The organism is Kangiella sp. TOML190, from assembly GCF_023706045.1.
GTDB lineage: Bacteria > Pseudomonadota > Gammaproteobacteria > Enterobacterales > Kangiellaceae > Kangiella.
In genome coordinates, this window is record NZ_BQYL01000001.1 from 455,025 (window position 1) to 471,806 (window position 16,782).

At 43.8% G+C, this 16,782-nt stretch carries 21 protein-coding genes; 9 read left to right on the forward strand and 12 right to left on the reverse strand.

Translation table 11 applies throughout. The features are described from left to right. Positions 1–15: 15 nt before the first annotated feature. The 3 genes from slmA to coaBC are packed head-to-tail and all read right to left on the reverse strand — an operon-like array spanning position 16 to position 4,271. Positions 16–603 (reverse strand): nucleoid occlusion factor SlmA, encoded by a 588-nt coding sequence (gene slmA / locus NFS34_RS02120; protein ID WP_251358188.1) that lies wholly within the window; start codon positions 601–603, stop codon positions 16–18. A 17-nt stretch (positions 604–620) separates the two neighbouring features. Further along, positions 621–3,023 (reverse strand): phosphomannomutase/phosphoglucomutase, encoded by a 2,403-nt coding sequence (locus NFS34_RS11570; protein ID WP_285834438.1) that lies wholly within the window; start codon positions 3,021–3,023, stop codon positions 621–623. Between the two features lie 33 nt (positions 3,024–3,056). After that, positions 3,057–4,271: a bifunctional phosphopantothenoylcysteine decarboxylase/phosphopantothenate--cysteine ligase CoaBC gene (gene coaBC, locus NFS34_RS02130; RefSeq protein ID WP_251358189.1), complete on the reverse strand. Its 1,215-nt coding sequence runs from the start codon at positions 4,269–4,271 to the stop codon at positions 3,057–3,059. Between the two features lie 139 nt (positions 4,272–4,410). Here coaBC and radC point away from each other — a divergent pair, with 139 nt between their 5' ends. The 9 genes from radC (at position 4,411) to NFS34_RS02175 (ending at position 9,232) form a co-directional block, all read left to right on the forward strand. Next, the gene (gene radC, locus NFS34_RS02135) at positions 4,411–5,085 is read left to right on the forward strand and encodes a DNA repair protein RadC (protein ID WP_251358190.1); all 675 of its coding nucleotides are present in this window, start codon (positions 4,411–4,413) and stop codon (positions 5,083–5,085) included. A 187-nt stretch (positions 5,086–5,272) separates the two neighbouring features. Beyond that, the gene (rpmB, locus tag NFS34_RS02140) at positions 5,273–5,509 is read left to right on the forward strand and encodes a 50S ribosomal protein L28 (protein WP_251358191.1); all 237 of its coding nucleotides are present in this window, start codon (positions 5,273–5,275) and stop codon (positions 5,507–5,509) included. Between the two features lie 11 nt (positions 5,510–5,520). After that, positions 5,521–5,676 (forward strand): 50S ribosomal protein L33, encoded by a 156-nt coding sequence (gene rpmG, locus NFS34_RS02145; protein ID WP_154246324.1) that lies wholly within the window; start codon positions 5,521–5,523, stop codon positions 5,674–5,676. A gap of 185 nt (positions 5,677–5,861) precedes the next feature. Beyond that, entirely contained in the window at positions 5,862–6,254 is a 393-nt protein-coding gene (locus NFS34_RS02150; RefSeq protein ID WP_251358192.1) for a hypothetical protein, read from the forward strand. A gap of 72 nt (positions 6,255–6,326) precedes the next feature. Next, the gene (locus NFS34_RS02155; protein WP_251358193.1) at positions 6,327–6,641 is read left to right on the forward strand and encodes an Imm8 family immunity protein; all 315 of its coding nucleotides are present in this window, start codon (positions 6,327–6,329) and stop codon (positions 6,639–6,641) included. Then, the gene (gene mutM / locus NFS34_RS02160) at positions 6,634–7,443 is read left to right on the forward strand and encodes a bifunctional DNA-formamidopyrimidine glycosylase/DNA-(apurinic or apyrimidinic site) lyase (RefSeq protein ID WP_251358194.1); all 810 of its coding nucleotides are present in this window, start codon (positions 6,634–6,636) and stop codon (positions 7,441–7,443) included. Before NFS34_RS02155 ends, mutM begins: the two co-directional genes overlap by 8 nt. A gap of 122 nt (positions 7,444–7,565) precedes the next feature. Further along, on the forward strand, positions 7,566–7,988 hold the full coding sequence (locus NFS34_RS02165) for a biopolymer transporter ExbD (RefSeq protein WP_251358195.1): 423 nt from the start codon (positions 7,566–7,568) through the stop codon (positions 7,986–7,988). Positions 7,989–8,066: 78 nt separating this feature from the next. Next, positions 8,067–8,369, forward strand: a complete 303-nt coding sequence (locus tag NFS34_RS02170) for a DUF3301 domain-containing protein (protein WP_251358196.1) — start codon at positions 8,067–8,069, stop codon at positions 8,367–8,369. 17 nt (positions 8,370–8,386) lie between these two features. After that, positions 8,387–9,232: a S1 RNA-binding domain-containing protein gene (locus NFS34_RS02175; RefSeq protein WP_251358197.1), complete on the forward strand. Its 846-nt coding sequence runs from the start codon at positions 8,387–8,389 to the stop codon at positions 9,230–9,232. Between the two features lies 1 nt (position 9,233). On the opposite strand, the gene NFS34_RS02180 is transcribed toward NFS34_RS02175, so the two are convergent. The 9 genes from NFS34_RS02180 to hemE form a co-directional block, all read right to left on the reverse strand. Then, positions 9,234–9,611, reverse strand: coding sequence for a patatin-like phospholipase family protein (locus NFS34_RS02180; protein WP_251358198.1), 378 nt, complete (start codon positions 9,609–9,611; stop codon positions 9,234–9,236). 10 nt (positions 9,612–9,621) lie between these two features. Then, complete coding sequence (locus NFS34_RS02185) at positions 9,622–9,999, reverse strand: patatin-like phospholipase family protein (RefSeq protein WP_251358199.1); 378 nt, start codon at positions 9,997–9,999, stop codon at positions 9,622–9,624. Positions 10,000–10,059: 60 nt separating this feature from the next. Beyond that, positions 10,060–10,323, reverse strand: coding sequence for a YfhL family 4Fe-4S dicluster ferredoxin (locus NFS34_RS02190; RefSeq protein WP_251358200.1), 264 nt, complete (start codon positions 10,321–10,323; stop codon positions 10,060–10,062). Between the two features lie 136 nt (positions 10,324–10,459). Beyond that, positions 10,460–10,948, reverse strand: coding sequence for a pantetheine-phosphate adenylyltransferase (gene coaD, locus NFS34_RS02195; RefSeq protein ID WP_251358201.1), 489 nt, complete (start codon positions 10,946–10,948; stop codon positions 10,460–10,462). 75 nt (positions 10,949–11,023) lie between these two features. Beyond that, positions 11,024–12,592 (reverse strand): GMC family oxidoreductase, encoded by a 1,569-nt coding sequence (locus NFS34_RS02200; RefSeq protein WP_251358203.1) that lies wholly within the window; start codon positions 12,590–12,592, stop codon positions 11,024–11,026. Positions 12,593–12,608: 16 nt separating this feature from the next. Then, positions 12,609–13,175: a hypothetical protein gene (locus NFS34_RS02205; RefSeq protein WP_251358205.1), complete on the reverse strand. Its 567-nt coding sequence runs from the start codon at positions 13,173–13,175 to the stop codon at positions 12,609–12,611. 6 nt (positions 13,176–13,181) lie between these two features. Beyond that, on the reverse strand, positions 13,182–14,567 hold the full coding sequence (locus tag NFS34_RS02210; RefSeq protein ID WP_251358206.1) for a coniferyl aldehyde dehydrogenase: 1,386 nt from the start codon (positions 14,565–14,567) through the stop codon (positions 13,182–13,184). A 56-nt stretch (positions 14,568–14,623) separates the two neighbouring features. Further along, positions 14,624–15,628 (reverse strand): hydrolase, encoded by a 1,005-nt coding sequence (locus NFS34_RS02215; RefSeq protein WP_251358207.1) that lies wholly within the window; start codon positions 15,626–15,628, stop codon positions 14,624–14,626. Positions 15,629–15,678: 50 nt separating this feature from the next. After that, on the reverse strand, positions 15,679–16,746 hold the full coding sequence (gene hemE / locus NFS34_RS02220) for a uroporphyrinogen decarboxylase (protein WP_251358209.1): 1,068 nt from the start codon (positions 16,744–16,746) through the stop codon (positions 15,679–15,681). Between the last annotated feature and the right edge of the window lie 36 nt (positions 16,747–16,782).

Consider the following 16,782-nt stretch of genomic DNA (forward strand, 5'->3'; position numbering starts at 1 on the left):
TTACACAAATTATGCTTAACAAATGATCTTTAACAGAGACCATTCTTGCTCCCAATTAGCCAGTGGCGACTGTAAAAAGTTGGTTCGGACATACTGCTGAATACGCCCTTCGGCAAATGCCATCAAAATATTGGCACGACTAGCTGCATCGGGACTAAAAGTATCCTGTCTAACTAACTCTGCCTGTTTAAACAACTGCTTAAGGTGTGTTTCCAATCGGTTAAACAATTGACTGATGCGGCCTCGCAAACGCTCATGCTCGCCAGTTAGAGCCTCACCAGTAAGTAAACGACTTATCCCAGGATTACGGCTAGCAAAGGTTAGAATCAAAGCAATAATTTGCTGACACTGGTTCTCGAGTAAATCCTGCTCTTTGGAAATTCGATTGACTCGCGAAAAGAGCTCTTGCTCGGCAAACTCAATCAAACCTTCAAACATCCGCGCTTTACTGGGAAAGTGCCGGTACAAGGCTGCCTCGGAAACCCCAACCGCCGCGGCCAACTTAGAAGTAGTAATCCTCGCCCCAGGCTCTTTTTCTAACATCAGAGCCAAGGCTTGTAATATTTCTTCTTTTCTTTTGGTAGATTTTTTTGTCAATGCCATTGTTTTCTACTTCTTTATTAAAAATTAACTTTCAGTTTCGGAGCGACGACCCCAAGTTGTGCTTTCAAAATATTCTTCAGCCGCTCTAAAGCAATATCATTATCCGCTTCAAATTTAACAACTATGCTCGGCGTAGTATTTGAAGCTCTAACTAGGAACCAGCCCTGCTCATACTCGGCGCGAATACCATCAATGGTATTCAAGTTAGCGCCTTCAAAATCGACTTTCTCAGATAAGGCATCGATCAATTTGAACTTAACCTTATCAGGAATAGGTACATTAATTTCTTCCGACGAAACCCCTTCTGGGAAACCCGAGAAAATCGCTTCCGATGAACGACTATCTTTGGATAGTAATTCCAGCAAGCGAACTGCGGCATAAATGGCGTCGTCAAAACCATTCCAGCGTTCTTTAAAATAGATATGACCGCTACCTTCACCACCTAACGGAGCACCCGTTTCGCGCATTTTGGCCTTCATCAAGGAATGACCCGTTTTCCACATCACTGGCGTCCCTTGGTTTTGACGAATAACCTCCGCTAAATAACGGCTGCATTTAACATCGAACAAGATCTCCGCACCAGAATTTCTGGATAAAACATCCATCGCAAACAGCATCATCACGCGGTCGGTCCAAATAATTTTGCCACTCGAATCAACCACTCCCAGCCTATCGCCATCGCCATCAAAAGCTAAGCCAATGTCAGCTTCTTCTGTACGCACCATGGCTATCAAATCTTGTAAGTTAGCCGAGCTATTGGGATCGGGATGATGATTTGGGAAGTTACCATCCACTTCGGTGTACAACGCTATTACTTCGCAACCCAACGCCTGCAATAAGCGAGGAACGAGATTACCGGTTACCCCATTACCGCAGTCCACCACCACTTTTAGTGGTTTATCGAGCTGAATATCGGAGACCACTTTTTCCAGATAAGATTGTTCAAAGTCCAGTTGCTTAACTTCGCCTTTACCACTTAACAAATCATTATCTTTGATGCGATTGTAAATGGCTTCAATATCGCGACCGTATAAAGTCTCGCCTGCCAATACCACCTTTAATCCATTGTGTTGGGCAGGATTATGGCTGCCTGTCAACATCACACCGGAGCGCACATTTAAGGCTTGAGTGGCAAAGTACATCACTGGAGTGGGCACCATGCCTAAATCAATAATGTCACGACCACTTGAGGTCATGCCTTGTAACAGCGCATTGTGTAAGCGCGGGCTAGAAATTCGTCCGTCTCTAGCCACCAAAATTTTCTGTTCGCCACGAGCATAAGCTTCACTACCGATGGCACGTCCTAAAGCATAGACAATTTCTTCATTCAGATTTTTACCCGCAACCCCCCGAATATCGTAAGCACGGAAAATCTCTGGCGAAATTTTTTCTGCCACTTGGATTAAATCGACTTCCAGCTTATCAGTCGCCACCTCATCGTCAGCTTTTTCTGAAGTATCTGTCGTAACTTCTTGCGCCTCTTCAAGCACTTCATCCACCTCATCGGTGGCATGTACCCGGCGATAACTTGCCGCCAGCTCGTTGAAGAAACCCATCTTGAAGTTCGAAGGCATACGATTATCAGCGATCCCTTTAATAAAGCTTCGTGCTTCGGATTTGAGTTGCGAATTTAAATTCAGATAAGGCAATAATGCAGTCACTAACACTCCGCCCAAAATGGCCAAAAGACAAGCTAAAGGCAGTAACATGCTCGGGCTAAAAGCACTAGCATCTTGCCATAAGCCCACGGACCAATTAGTACCAAAACGCTCTGATTCAACCAACGGAACACCAGCAGCTGCGCTGTAATTGCCGGCACTGGCAATCAAGTGATTACCATCGGTGTAGTGTTGTAAGACCTGCAACTGCAAAGGTCCCTGAATGGCGCCCAACATAGTCGCAAAGCGTTGCGGTTGGATGGCCACCAACACCAATTTATTTGGCATATCAGCAGCATCAGATTGGCTCGTCAACTTGCTGACAAAGGCAACATAACTGGGGTTTCCATCTTTGATAATTAGCTCAGGCGCTGTATTAGCACCACCTAACGCTTGTCGAAATAAATCAAGCACTACATGGGTAATGGCTGGAGAGGCGTCAGGCTTAACATTTAAATTATCTTCAGCAATAAAGACCACCGAATCCACCTCAGGTAACCACTGTTGCACCTTGGCTTTAAACTGTTCTTCGTTTGACTCGGTTTTCGCTAGCTGATCAACTCTAGCTTGGATTTCAGCAATACGGTCAGCGATCTTTTTAGCTTTTTCATCCACCGTAGACTGCAAATAAAAGCTGGCTTGCTGCTCTAGCGGTTGCTTATAACCCCAAAAGTAAAAGGCAGCAGCAGCCACCAAAATTAGTACCGCACCAATTGCTATCGCTGGAATAAAAAAGCTTAATAAATTTTTACCCTTTCTCATTTGTTCTCCTGCTAACCTCTATCCTTATATCTTCTACTGCTGTTGTAATTGCTCGATAAGTTCTACTAATTCTTTTGCTACATCTTTTTTCAACGCTGGTCCAATCACAAAGTGTCGCGCTTCTTCTGCCGAGTTTGCTGATTGATAAAAGACCTTAAGCTCATTTCGATCGCTGCCAAACCCGATATCACTTCGACCCACATCATTGGCACAGATCATCGAAATGCCCTTTTTTACCATCTTATTCTTAGCGTACGCTTCTAGATTGTCGGTTTCCGCGGCAAAGCCCACACAAAAGGCCCCAGATTCAGCCGCCATCCACTTTAAAATATCAGGATTTTGCACCAGTTCTAATTGTAAACCAGCATCACCCGACTTTTTCATCTTATGCTCGGCGCTATCTTTGGCTCGATAATCGGAAACCGCTGCACATGCCACAAAACAGTCTGTACCTACAGACTGCTCCTGTACCACCGCTAACATCTGTTGCGCCGACTCAACATTAATTCGTTTAACGCCAGCTGGCGTAGATAGATTCACGGGGCCGCTAACTAGCACCAGCTCTGCGCCCAAACTCACCGCTGCCGCGGCAATCGCAAACCCCATCTTTCCTGAACTATGATTAGTCAAATAGCGCACGGGATCGATCTTTTCTACCGTTGGCCCAGCAGTAATCAGCCAGCGCTGACCTTTTAAGGGTTTATGATGGAAAAACTCATCCACTTTTTGAGCGATTTCGATAGGCTCGATCATTCGCCCCAAACCCACATCGCCGCAAGCCTGCTCGCCAGAAGCTGGCCCCCAAATCTGCATACCACGTCGTGCAGCAACCTCGAGATTGGCCTGAGTAGCAGGGTTAGCCCACATTTGCTGGTTCATTGCCGGCACCAAAACTACTGGCTTAGCAGTGGCAAGACACAAAGTCGCCAGTAAATCATCAGCCATTCCCGCAGTGCTTCTAGCAATGAAATCTGCACTCGCTGGAGCAATTAAGATCAAATCCGGCCATTTTGCCAATTCAATATGCCCCATGGCCGCTTCGGCATTGGGATCAAGCAAATCGTCGTGAACCGGATTGCCAGAAAGTGCCTGCAGAGTCAAAGGGGTAATAAAGGCTTTTGCACCCTTAGTCATCACCACCCGAACTTCCGCCCCAGACTTTACTAGCTGTCGACAAAGATCGGCTACTTTATAGGCCGCAATCCCCCCCGTTAAGCCCAATAGTATTTTCTTTTGGCTTAAATTCATCCTAAATAGTTGATTTGGTTCACATTGATGGCAATAGTTTACGCTTTTGCGCACTAAAATTATAGAGATTGAAGCAATTACTAACTCACTAACACAATTTACACTGCAAGTAAGGATTTAACTGGATAAGGAAATACCCATGAAAATTATGGAATGGCCACAAGCCGAAAGACCCCGAGAACGCCTAATGACAAGGGGTGCAGCCCATTTAAGTGACGCCGAACTGCTAGCAATATTCCTGCGAACCGGCACCAGAAAACTTAACGTAGTGGATTTAGCACGCTATCTATTGCACGACTTTCAAGGGCTCAAAGCCTTGCTAGAAGCCGACTTTTCCACTTTTAAGCGCTATCCAGGGTTAGGAACTGCCAAATTTTGTCAGCTGCAAGCGGCCTTAGAGTTATCTAAGCGCTATCTACAGCAGTCTTTAGAGCTAGAGCAAGCGTTCACTAACCCCGAACAGGTTAAGCTGTACTTGAAAAGCTTACTATCCCAACAAAAACGTGAACAATTTTGCCTGTTGCTACTTAACTCTCAACACCAATTGCGGGCTACCGAAGTCTTGTTCCAAGGCACTATTAATAGCGCCGAAGTGCACCCAAGAATTGTGGTAGAAAAAGCCCTCGCCTACCAAGCTGCAGCAGTAATTTTTGCCCATAATCACCCTAGCGGCGAACCCAAACCAAGCGAAGCAGATATTAGCCTCACTCAACAACTAAAAAAAGCCTTAAAATTGGTTGATATTCGTACGCTGGATCATATAATCGTCGCCCAGTCCAAGACCTACTCTTTTGCCGAGCATGGGCTCTTATAAGGTAGGCATCCGTTCGGACTCTAGTAAGAATCGCCGAAAAGCGGCGAAATCGCGTATTTATAGCTAAAATCCTTGGCTTTTCATTGCTAAAGGCGGCCGATTTTGGTATAAAGTGCGCCCTAATTTGCAGTATCGCCTTAAAAATACCAATTAAGGCGGAATTTAAGGTTATTTTTGGAGGCTAATCATGGCTAAAGTTTGTCAGGTAACTGGTAAGCGCCCAGTGACAGGTAACAATGTGTCACACGCAAAAAACCGCACTAAGCGTCGTTTTTTACCTAATCTACACACTCACCGTTTTTGGGTTGAGTCTGAAAACCGTTTCGTGAAACTGCGCGTTTCTACGAAAGGTATGCGCATCATCGACAAGAAAGGTATCGACTCGGTACTAGTTGACGTTCGCAAAGCTGGTCATAAGGTATAAGGAGCTAAATCATGCGTGATAAAATTCGTTTAAATTCTAGCGCTGGTACAGGTCACTTCTATACCACTGACAAGAACAAGAAAAACATGCCTGGTAAAATGGAGATCAAAAAGTTTGATCCTGTGGTACGCAAGCACGTAATGTACAAAGAAGGCAAAATTAAGTAATTAATTGGTTTAATCTTAAATTACTGCAGCCTCCTTCGGCAGTTTAAAAAACCCAGCACTTGCTGGGTTTTTTCTTTTCAATTCCAGATCATTTTCTCACAGCCCTAGCTAGCCATCTTTAAACTTATTCTCTACTATAGCTTCATTCAATCGAAGTAATTTCACTGATATATAATGGAGTCAATATGAGTCAAAATCAGTCTACAGCAAAGTTTCTCCCTATCTGGGTTTGGATTATTATCTTAGTGCAAATCGGTCTAGTTACATTCTTTTCCATAGGCACCTCTATGAGTCCTGGTGATTTTATTCCAGGTATATCAGAACTCAATTACGTCACACAACTGTATATCACTAGAAACCTAGTAACAGCGATAGGTATTGTAGTCGCGCTACTTCTCAAGTCGCACAAAGCTCTATTAACCATTTTAATCGTCAGAGTATTAACCGACATCGCCGATGTCGTATCCGTTTACGCCTTTAACGTAGAAGTTATTAAAGACAGCGTACCCATGGTTATTGCATTACTTATTATTCCAGCGCTAGCAGCGATAACTTACTTATTTAAAAGAATTAAGTAATTTTGAAGTTTCGAAGCCCAGTTTTTGCTGGGCTTTTTGATATACTAAAGAAAACATCTTATATAAAATAATATGCATCCCCAGCTATTCGCAATATCAAGCGCTCAAATTGAAAAAAACGAACTTCCCAAAGATATAAATAATTTCAAAATTGAAATCGAAATTAGAGAGCCTTCTGGTGATGATATTGAAACATTTTACTGCTATGTTGTATCCCCATCTTATTTAATCAGCACAGAACCATGCTGGGGAAGAGGGTTGCTAATTTTAGCAGAATTTAATTGGTTTGATATAGAGATTAGTATCAAGAAAATGCTTTCCCACTGTTCAGGGAATAGCTGGGAAGAAATTAAATTAAAGATTAAACACTTTATTAATAATGCCTGAACTACCCGAAGTAGAAACCACCAGAAAAGGTTTAGAGCCTTATATTCTTAGCTCCAAAGTTAAAGCGGTGAATATCCACTTTAAGACTTTGCGCTGGCCTATTGCGATAGAAACAAAATCTATCGAAGGCTTAAAAAGCACAGGGTTAGAGCGCCGAGCTAAATATCTGTTATGGCATTTTAAACACGGTACGGTAGTTATGCATTTAGGTATGTCTGGCGCTATGCGAATTGTCTCAAGCAAAGAACCTTTGCAAAAACACGACCATTTCGAAGTGATTTTTGCCAATGATAAAGCTCTACGTTTTAACGATCCGCGTCGCTTTGGCGCGGTGTTATGGCAAACCAAAAATCAGCCATTGGCTATCTTGGATAATCTAGGGCCAGAGCCATTAACCGATAAGTTTAATCCTGAGTATCTACATCAAGCGCTATGCAAACGCAAAGGCGCCATTAAAAACGCCATTATGACCAATCAAGTTGTGGTCGGCGTTGGCAATATCTATGCATCGGAAGCTTTATTCCTCGCGGGGATAAAGCCCACTGCGATTGCCAATAAAGTCAGCAAAGTACGTTTAAGCAAACTGGTGGATGCGATAAAGCATGTATTAGCCAAAGCCATAGCCGAGGGCGGCACCACCCTAAAAGACTTTACCCAAACCGACGGTAATCCGGGCTATTTTGCACAGCAGTTAAATGTTTACGGACGTGATGGTGAAGCTTGCTTGAAATGCCAATCCACCATCAAACGCAAAGTCATTGGGCAAAGAGCCAGTTATTATTGTGGCAATTGCCAGAGATAACTAGCAATTAAGGAGTGCACAAACTGGACTTTTTTCGCTAGATCCCCTTTAATGTGTCGGCTACAATGTAGTAAATTAGCTATTTTAATGGCGGCGAAAGTCGCAAGTGGTAGGAAATACAGATGAGAAGAAAACATAGAGAAGACGACGAAACGAATATCGATATGACGCCGATGCTAGACATCGTGTTTATCATGTTGATTTTCTTTATCGTTACTACCTCGTTTATTAAAGAATCCGCGATCGATCTAAAGCGTCCAAGTAATAACTCTGACTCGCCTCCAACCGAAGATCCACCGCAGGTTATCGTGATCTCGATTGATGATAAGAGCAGTATTACCCTTGAGGAGCGTATCATCGACCCTGAAGCGATTGGCGCAAATATCGAAACTAAGCTTTCCGAAGATCCGCGTTCACCAGTATTGATCCGCGTTCATAATGAAGCGGAAAACGAAATTATGTTGCGAGCCGTCGACCAAGCGCGAGACGCTGGAGTTGACCCTAAAAAGATCACCGTAGCCCGTTGGCTGGTGGGAAAAAAGTAACACTGGCAATTTTGCTAAAGGCGACTTAGGTCGCCTTTTTTAATGATAATTTACCACTAATAAACAACCGAACCGTCAATGACTTATCTTTTTATCCTGCTTTTTATTGCACTTTTAACCGGCCTCTATAGCTACAATACGACAGTTCGAGAGTCCGCTTATCGAGCTGCGCAACAGGCCTGTCAAGAATCACAGGTGCAGAACCTTGATGGCTATGTTGCCTTAAAAAGCCTGTATTTTGGCCGAAATAACGAGAATAAGTTAAGATTACTCAAACGTTATCAGTTTGAATTCACCACCACTGGTTCTAAACGCTATTTGGGGCATATTATTATGCAAGGTAAATTTCCGATAATAGTGGAAATGGAACCCACGGACTAACCACAGGCGAACTATCTTTGAGCATAAAACTCGGACAATACAATCAACTTTTTGTCTTAAAAAGCAATGAGCATGGCCTTTATTTAGGCGAGAGAGAGTCCAGCCCGCCTCACGATAGGATTTTATTGCCCTTACGCTACGCCTCGTCCAATCTTGCGATTGGCGATAAAATTGAGGTTTTCGTGTATCTCGACTCTGAAGACCGCCCTATTGCCACCACTGAGACGCCCAAAGCCCAAGTCGGCAAATTCCAGTTACTCAAATGCTTGGAAGTCAACAAAGTCGGGGCCTTTATGGACTGGGGTCTGCCAAAAGATTTATTGGCTCCCTATGGCCAACAGTTTAAACCAATGCAAGCGGGCCGCTCTTATCTCGTTTATCTGTATATTGATAATGCCAGCCAAAGAATTGTCGCCACCAGTAAGTTAGATCGTTATTTGGATAAAACTCCAACTTTCTATAAAAAACGCCAAGCGGTGGATCTGATTATTCGACGCAAAACCGATCTGGGCTATCTAGCTATCGTTAATCATCAGCATTCAGGGATGATATTTAAAGACCAAACCGTAACACCCTTAAAAGTCGGGCAATCGCTACAAGGTTTTATCAAAGAACTACGACCGGATGGAAAAATCCATTTGGCTTTGAGTAAAGGCGCGATTCAAGACAAGGATCGCTTGGCAGGCGACGTGATCAATGAGTTAAAAAAGCAAAGAGGCTATTTGCCGCTCAATGACAAGAGCCGCCCAGAAGATATTTATCGTACTTTCAAGGTGAGTAAAGCCGTGTTCAAACGCACCATCGGTAAACTCTACAAAGAGCGCAAAATTCGTATCGAAGCGGATGGCATTTACCTAGTATAAACTAGCCTGCTACCGACACATTCGAATCTATTAATTCCATATTTAAAGCGCGGCGCGTGGCAAAGTAAGCCCTTTGATAGGCTTCTTGTCCCACCTCAAGTTTCAACGGACCAGAACGTGGCAAATCGTAAATAGCTAACGAAGCTAAGTTGTCACGCTTGGGGATCTGGATCGAAGGATCCTCTTTTTTACGCCAAGAAGATTTAGAAGCTATGTGGTGAAAAAATATCCGCTCATCGGACTGGGCAGCGGCTAACGCTGGCCGATCCTTTACCCCGCCATCAATCAAACGAAAGCCTTGATAATCAAGAGGTTGGAACATCACAGGAATGGCGCAAGAGGCATAAATCGCCGCAACCAGATCGCCCGAATCCAACACCAGCGTTTGCCTACTTTTTTAGATCATAGGCGGATAAAGCCAGCGGAATAGGACAATCTTCGAAACGATTTACGGGCAAAATTTCCGCTAACTTTTGTCGAAATTTTTCACCTTTAAGTAATCCCCAACCAAAACCCGGATCCCAAAAATCTTGCCGTTTTAGCGCAAATAAAATGGTGCGCAAATCAATCGAGTTAATCCCCGCCGCCCAACAAGCTCCTGCCAAAGCACCTGAGCTAGCCCCTAACACTCTTTGCGGAGTTAATCCCTCTTCTTCCAGTACGGTTAAGACTCCGGTATGAGCAAAAAAGCCGAAGAAACCCGAGGATAACGTCAAACTAAAAGGCTCTTGTTTTAGCCAATCAAGTAGCGTGATTTTTTTCGACATAATGATTTTTATTTTTAACTAGGATAAAAAAAGCGACCTTAAGCCGCTTTGCATTACGAATTAAACTTCGACGTAAGGTAAACCTGTCAGCTTTTCGTATTTCACCATAAGCTGTTCTTTCGATTCTGCATTATTTTCATCCAGCGGAATACAATCTACCGGACACACCAACTGACACTGTGGCTCTTCATAGTGACCAACGCATTCAGTACACTTATTAGGATCAATTTCATAAATTTCTTCGCCTTGATAAATGGCCTCATTCGGACATTCCGGCTCGCACACATCACAGTTAATGCATTCGTCAGTAATTTTTAACGACATAGTTGCTATTTACTCTCGGTTCTCAAGACTTGATACTATCGGATCTTGGATTGACTTACTTTCTGGCTCTATTATCCCTGAAATTAAAATAAAGTTCGAGTGCTTCCAGCGCTCACTTTAGCCGTCAGCTCATACCTCAACTCTCAGCACCAAACTTTTGCGCTAAGGCTGCGCCAACTTTAGGATCGACAAAGGCACTAATATCGCCGCCTAGTGACGCCACTTCTCGCACCAAGGAGGATGAAATATAGGAGTAATGCTCAGATGGGGTTAAGAAAAAAGATTCTAAATCGGGGTCAAGGTGACGATTCATATTGGCCAGTTGGAACTCAAATTCAAAGTCGGAAACCGCCCGAATACCGCGCAAAATTGCGATAGCATCTTGTTTCTTCGCAAAGTCGACCAGTAACTCGGTAAAGCCCAAAACTTCAATTTGTTGGTTACCAGCGAAAACCCCCTCAACCAAATCAACCCTTTCTTTAAGTGAAAATAGCGGTTGTTTGTTAGGATTATCGGCCACTGCGATAATGACCTTATCAAACAAGCGACAAGCACGATTGACCAAGTCGATATGACCATTGGTAATGGGATCAAAAGTTCCAGGATATAAAACCCGTTTGCTCATAGTGTTATTGCATCTAAAGCCTTAAATTAGGCTTATCTTACTGAATTTTAAACGATTATGATAGTTAGACTGAACTTACTCAGAGGCACGCTTGGAAACTTGCGTAGACAAGTTGGTGGCCAGTTTGGCTACTAAGCCATAAATCGATAATTGCGGATTGGCACCAATGCTGGTGGGAAAGATTGAGCCATCAAAAATGTGCAATCCATCCAGCCAACGAAATTTGCCTTGCTCATCCACAACCGATAGCTTGTCATCGGCTCCCATCGCATTTCCCCCCATTAGGTGCGCACTAAAGACCATTGTTTTTAATTCTTTCATGGTAAATTGTTTTATCGCTTTGTTTGCTTGGTGCCAGCTAGGGTATTTTTTTGCGTCCATATGCGATGGATAGACTGACTTAGCACCTGCTGCAAATTGCAGTTCGGCCATAGCGAGTAAGGCGCTGCGCGCACCAGTCCAAAAATAATCATTCAATGGATAATCCAATTTAGGATAACCAAACTTATCTAACCACACCTGACCACCTTGACTGTCTTCTGAAAAGCCATCGCGCAATAAGGCAAGCGATCCTTGAATTTTAGAAAAATCCTTAAATAAATCAAAATGCTGCTCGGAAAAAGGGGTTAGCACTGTCGAAACTAATGAAGGATGCAGCGGCGCCGCTTCAATCTTAAAGCCCATCTTATTAGCCTTTGGCCACAAAAACTCATCGCTATAAATCGACTGAGGGGCGCCGTAAAAGCCATTGACTTGATGTGGCATAAAAGCCGCGCTTGCCACCACTGGATGTAAAAAGGTTCGCTTACCCACTCTGTTAAAAGGATCCGGAACCTTCGATCGCAATAACACCGCGGGCGAGCCAATCGAGCCAGCACTTAAGATAGTATGTTTTGCTTTAATGGTGATGGCTGCATTGTGCGTTCTTTTCGAAGCATGGTTAACCGGATAGACCTCACAACCAACGACCTTATCTGCCTCAATCAGCAATCGCTCCACACGCGCTTGATATAAGACTTTAGCACCCAGTTTTTTTGCCGCAGGAATGGTCGACACCAACATCGATTGTTTGGCATTGAGCAGACAGCCCATGCCACAATAACCCAAATTTGCGCAGCCTTTAACGTTGCGAGCGATAGTTCTTGCTGACCAACCCAGTTTTTTTGCGCCCCGACTAATTGCATCATTATTGGCATTGGCTGGAGTCGCCCAAGGCGCTATATTTAAGCGCTGCTCCATTTTCTCAAACCAAGGAGCCATCTTATCTGGACTCAGATCAGCCAAGCCATAATGCTTCTGCCAATGAGCTAAGGTTTTGTCAGGAGTACGAAAACTTGAGGTCCAATTAACCGTTGTTGAGCCGCCAACGCTCCGCCCTTGAAGAATATTAATTGCCTTATCTTTGGTTTTTCTGGCAGCGGATTCTTGGTAGAGCAACGGATAGGCCTCTTTTTCCTGCATCTTAAAATCACGCGCCGTGAGGTAAGGTCCTTCCTCTAGCAGTAGCACCCTAAATCCTTGTTTGGCAAAAATCTCCGCGCTCACCCCACCGCCAGCACCACTACCAATGATTGCAATGTCGGTCTCTAGGACTCTTGATCCAAGTTGGTTAGCATCGATAGCTTGAGGATCGTTTTTTATCATAAAGCTCTAAAGGAAATTACTCATCAAATTGAGCATAGAAATCATCATTCAAATTCAATTTTGGAGGCCCTGAGTAACCGATAGCAGCCCAACTGGGTTCTTGCGCGTAAAAAGCCCCAAAAATTAATTGATGTAAACCCAAATAACCAGCACGAAGCAAAGCGATAAAACTTTCACGCCAATCTTGCAAAAAGCTGCTCAGCTGAGCTGGAGATGCTTGATTCCAGTTGGTCCAAACGCCTGCCACGTAAGCTCGCCCTAATTGATGGCTCAGTAGGTCCAGTAATTGTTGCAACTCCAGTTGGCTTTGCTGTGACACAAAGGCAAGCGCCTGATCGATTTCTCGGATCAAACCTAATCTAAATTCAGTCGAATCTAACGGCGCTAAAGCAGAGCCTAAATACGCAGGCAATAAAGCATAAATTAGTAGCCGCTGATCTTGATTCAGAAATTGATATCGATAGGGATCAGACTCTACAGCCTGTTGCGAATCTTCCAAGCTGTATTGCCAAATAGACACTCCGGAAGCGACAGCTAGGCTCCCCAATAATGATACTTTCAGAAAGGCTCGACGAGTTGCCATTAAAAATTAGCGGCCTCGCATTAATCGATAAAGCATTTTGGCCAATTTAGAGTAGGGTGGATACATGAGTTTAGTACCAGCCAATCGACTTTGTTTAAACACACTTTTGGCTTTGGAGAAAGTCTTGAAGCCTTCATAGCCATGATAGTGACCCATGCCTGAATTACCGACACCACCAAAGGGCAGACTCTCTTGGCTGACATGCAAGATCACATCGTTGAGGGTCACGCCGCCCGAAGTGGTTTCAGTTAAAATACGTTTTATGCGCTTTTGGTTATGACTAAATAAATACAAGGCTAAAGGCCGCGGATGGTCATTAACATAATCAATCACTTCATCAAAATTTTGGTAAGAAACTATCGGTAACACAGGTCCGAAAATTTCTTCTTGCCGAATTTGCATCTCAGCTTGAGTCTGCAAAACCACTGCAGGCGACATTTTCCGACCATCAGTGGTTTCTTGATTATTATTTAAATAAACAATTTCAGCGCCCTTATCAATCGCATCTTGCAGCATCGCTTCTTGGCGCTGAAATTGTTTCGACGAGTTAATTGCTGAATATTCTTTAGCATTCCATTTAGGATAAAATTTTTGCGCAGCCGTTTTACAGGCTTCGGCAAAAGCTTCTTCTTGACCCGCTTTAACAAAAACATAGTCGGGCGCTAAGCAAGTTTGCCCTGAATTTAACAACTTACCAAACATGATCTTTTCGGCAGCAAGCGCTAAAGAGAAATTTTCGTCAATGATGGTAGGTGACTTGCCGCCAAGCTCCAAGGTCACGGGTGTCAAATTATCACTAGCAGCCTTCATCACCATCTTGCCCACCCTACTTGAGCCTGTGAATAGTATATGGTCAAAAGGTAATTGCGAAAATTCGGCCCCGACGTCTGGGCCACCATTAACTACCGAGATCACATCAGCGGGCAAATATTTTTTTACTAATTCGGCAAAAAGTTGGCTAAAGTTTGGAGTAAACTCTGACATTTTCAGCATCACTCGATTACCCGCAGCAATGGCACAAGCCAAGGGACCCAAGGCCATATACAACGGATAGTTCCAGGGCACAATAATCCCAGCCACTCCTAAAGGTTGGTAGATTATTTTAGCCGCTGCCGGTTTAAACCAGATTGAAACCGGCCTTTTTTCAGGTTTCATCCAACTAGACAGCTTTTTCTTTGCGTGTTTTATCGCTTTTATTGAGGGGTAAATTTCTGCTAGTTGAGTTTCAAACTCAGCACGACCAGTAAAGTCTTTGTCAATCGCTTCAATAATTGCGATTTCATTTTCTAAGACCAGAGTTTGCAGCAAATCAAGCCACTTTTTACGTTCAGCTAAACTTGGGAAAGGATTTTGACGACGGGCTTTTTGTAATTTTTCGAATGTCTGCTGCATCAAATTCAGAGTGACTAACAATGGTCAAACCAGCATAGCAAAACTGTATGAAAATGCTAGGCAGATTTCTCTTTAGCATCTACAAAACTACTGAAATAATCAAGAATTGAAGTTTCCAAATAAAAACTATTGCCGCTTTTATCAATATCGCGAACAAAGCCTACATGGCCGCCATTTTCCGAAATGCGCAGCTCTAATGAGCTTGTCAGTTCAGACTCCTTCGGGATAATTTCTGGCGACATAAAGGGATCGTCAGCCGCATGCATAACCACGGTTGGCACTTGTATGTATTTAAGATACTGCTTGCTAGAAGATTGAACATAATAGTCGTTAGCATCAAGAAAACCGTTGAGCTTAGAGCTAATTCTATCGTCAAACTCACGCATACTGCTGATCAACAAAATATCTTTAGCGGTTAAGTTCAGCAGTTTTAACAAACGCTCAGCTGAATACTTGGCGATTATTTTTTTCTTCAAGGTGCTTAACAGATAATGCTTATAAATTTTCGAAAAGCCTTTATCTATAGAATCGGCACAAATAGATAAGTCAAACGGCGTGGATACCGCAAAGCCTGCTCGAATAGGCGCGTCGAGACCATCGCGGCCTTTTTCGCCAAGCCATTTCAGTAAAATATTAGCGCCTAGAGAGTAACCGGCGACGAAAATAGGCTGCTCGATATCATTCGCAGCTAAATGTTGCATCACAGCTTCTAAATCTTCACTGCGTCCGGCATGGTAAGTTTTATCGGTTCGGTTAGGTTCACCGCTACAACCACGCCAATAAACCAAAAGTCCCCGCCAGCCTTTAGCTTCAAGCTGATTCAGCATGCGTCTAAGATAAGGCGAGTCAAGATTACCTTCTAAGCCATGTAGCAGCACTAGAGTGGGGCTCGTTTTGTCCCGATTAACCCAGTCCAAATCTAGAAAGTCGCCGTCTGCTAACTCCAAGCGCTTTCGCAATAAATTCGGTATAGGAGTCTTTGGAGCCAAAGGACTCCAAAAGGTTTGTAGATGACGGTTGCTGAGCCACCAAGGCGGCTTAAACTCACTTTCTTTTAGCATGGCTGCTACTTTTACTAATCCCTTAACTTTGTTATCAGTTTGTTCGAATATTACAAATGATACTGTGGACTTAATTCGTGAACTGCTTTAATAAAAGCACCCGCTTTTTCAGGCTCCACCGTTTGATGGATGCCATGACCTAAATTAAACACATGACCAGAGCCTTGTCCATAACTGGCGAGAATTTTGCTAACCTCTTCACGAATTCTTTGTTCCGAGCCATACAGAATCGAAGGGTCCATATTACCTTGCAAAGCGGTTTTGCCGTTAACCAGTGCCCGAGCATCCTGCAAATTAGTGGTCCAATCGACCCCTAAACAATCCGCCCCAGTCTGTGCCATTTGCTCCAGCCAATTACCGGCGCCTTTGGTGAACAAAGTGACCGGTATTTTTTGTCCATCTTTTTCTCGGGTGAGTCCGGCTACAATCTTTTGCATATAACGCAGCGAAAATTCTTGGTAATCGGCTGGAGTTAATACTCCGCCCCAAGTATCAAAAATCATCAAGGCTTGAGCTCCAGCCGCGACCTGTGCATTCAAGTAAAGAATGATTGAGTCTGCCAGCTTCTCCAGCAAGGCATGCATCGCTTTGGGCTCTTGGTACATCATGCCTTTAACCCAAGAAAAGTTTTTGGTGCTCGCGCCTTCCACCATATAGGTGGCTAAGGTCCAAGGACTGCCGGAAAAACCAATCAGCGGCACTTGGCCTTGCAAAGCTTTTCTGATGGTCGCTACGGCATCGGTAACGTACTTTAACTCTTGGTTAGGATTGGGGATCGGCAACGCCGCGACTTCCGCCATAGAGCGCACGGGCTTTTCAAACGCTGGGCCTTCACCAGGAGTGAAGTACAATCCTAAGCCCATAGCATCAGGGATGGTCAAAATATCTGAAAATAAAATAGCCGCATCTAGCGGAAAGCGACGCAATGGTTGTAGCGTTACTTCACAAGCCAGCTCAGGATTGGTACACAGATCCATAAAACTTCCAGCTTCAGCCCGCAGCTGACGATATTCAGGCAAGTAGCGCCCGGCTTGGCGCATCATCCAAATCGGAGTTCTATCGGTTTCTTGTTGTAAACAGGCACGAATATAACGATCGTTTTTTAAAGCAGCTGACATGAAATTTTAGCACTTAACAATTTGCCGCCATTATAA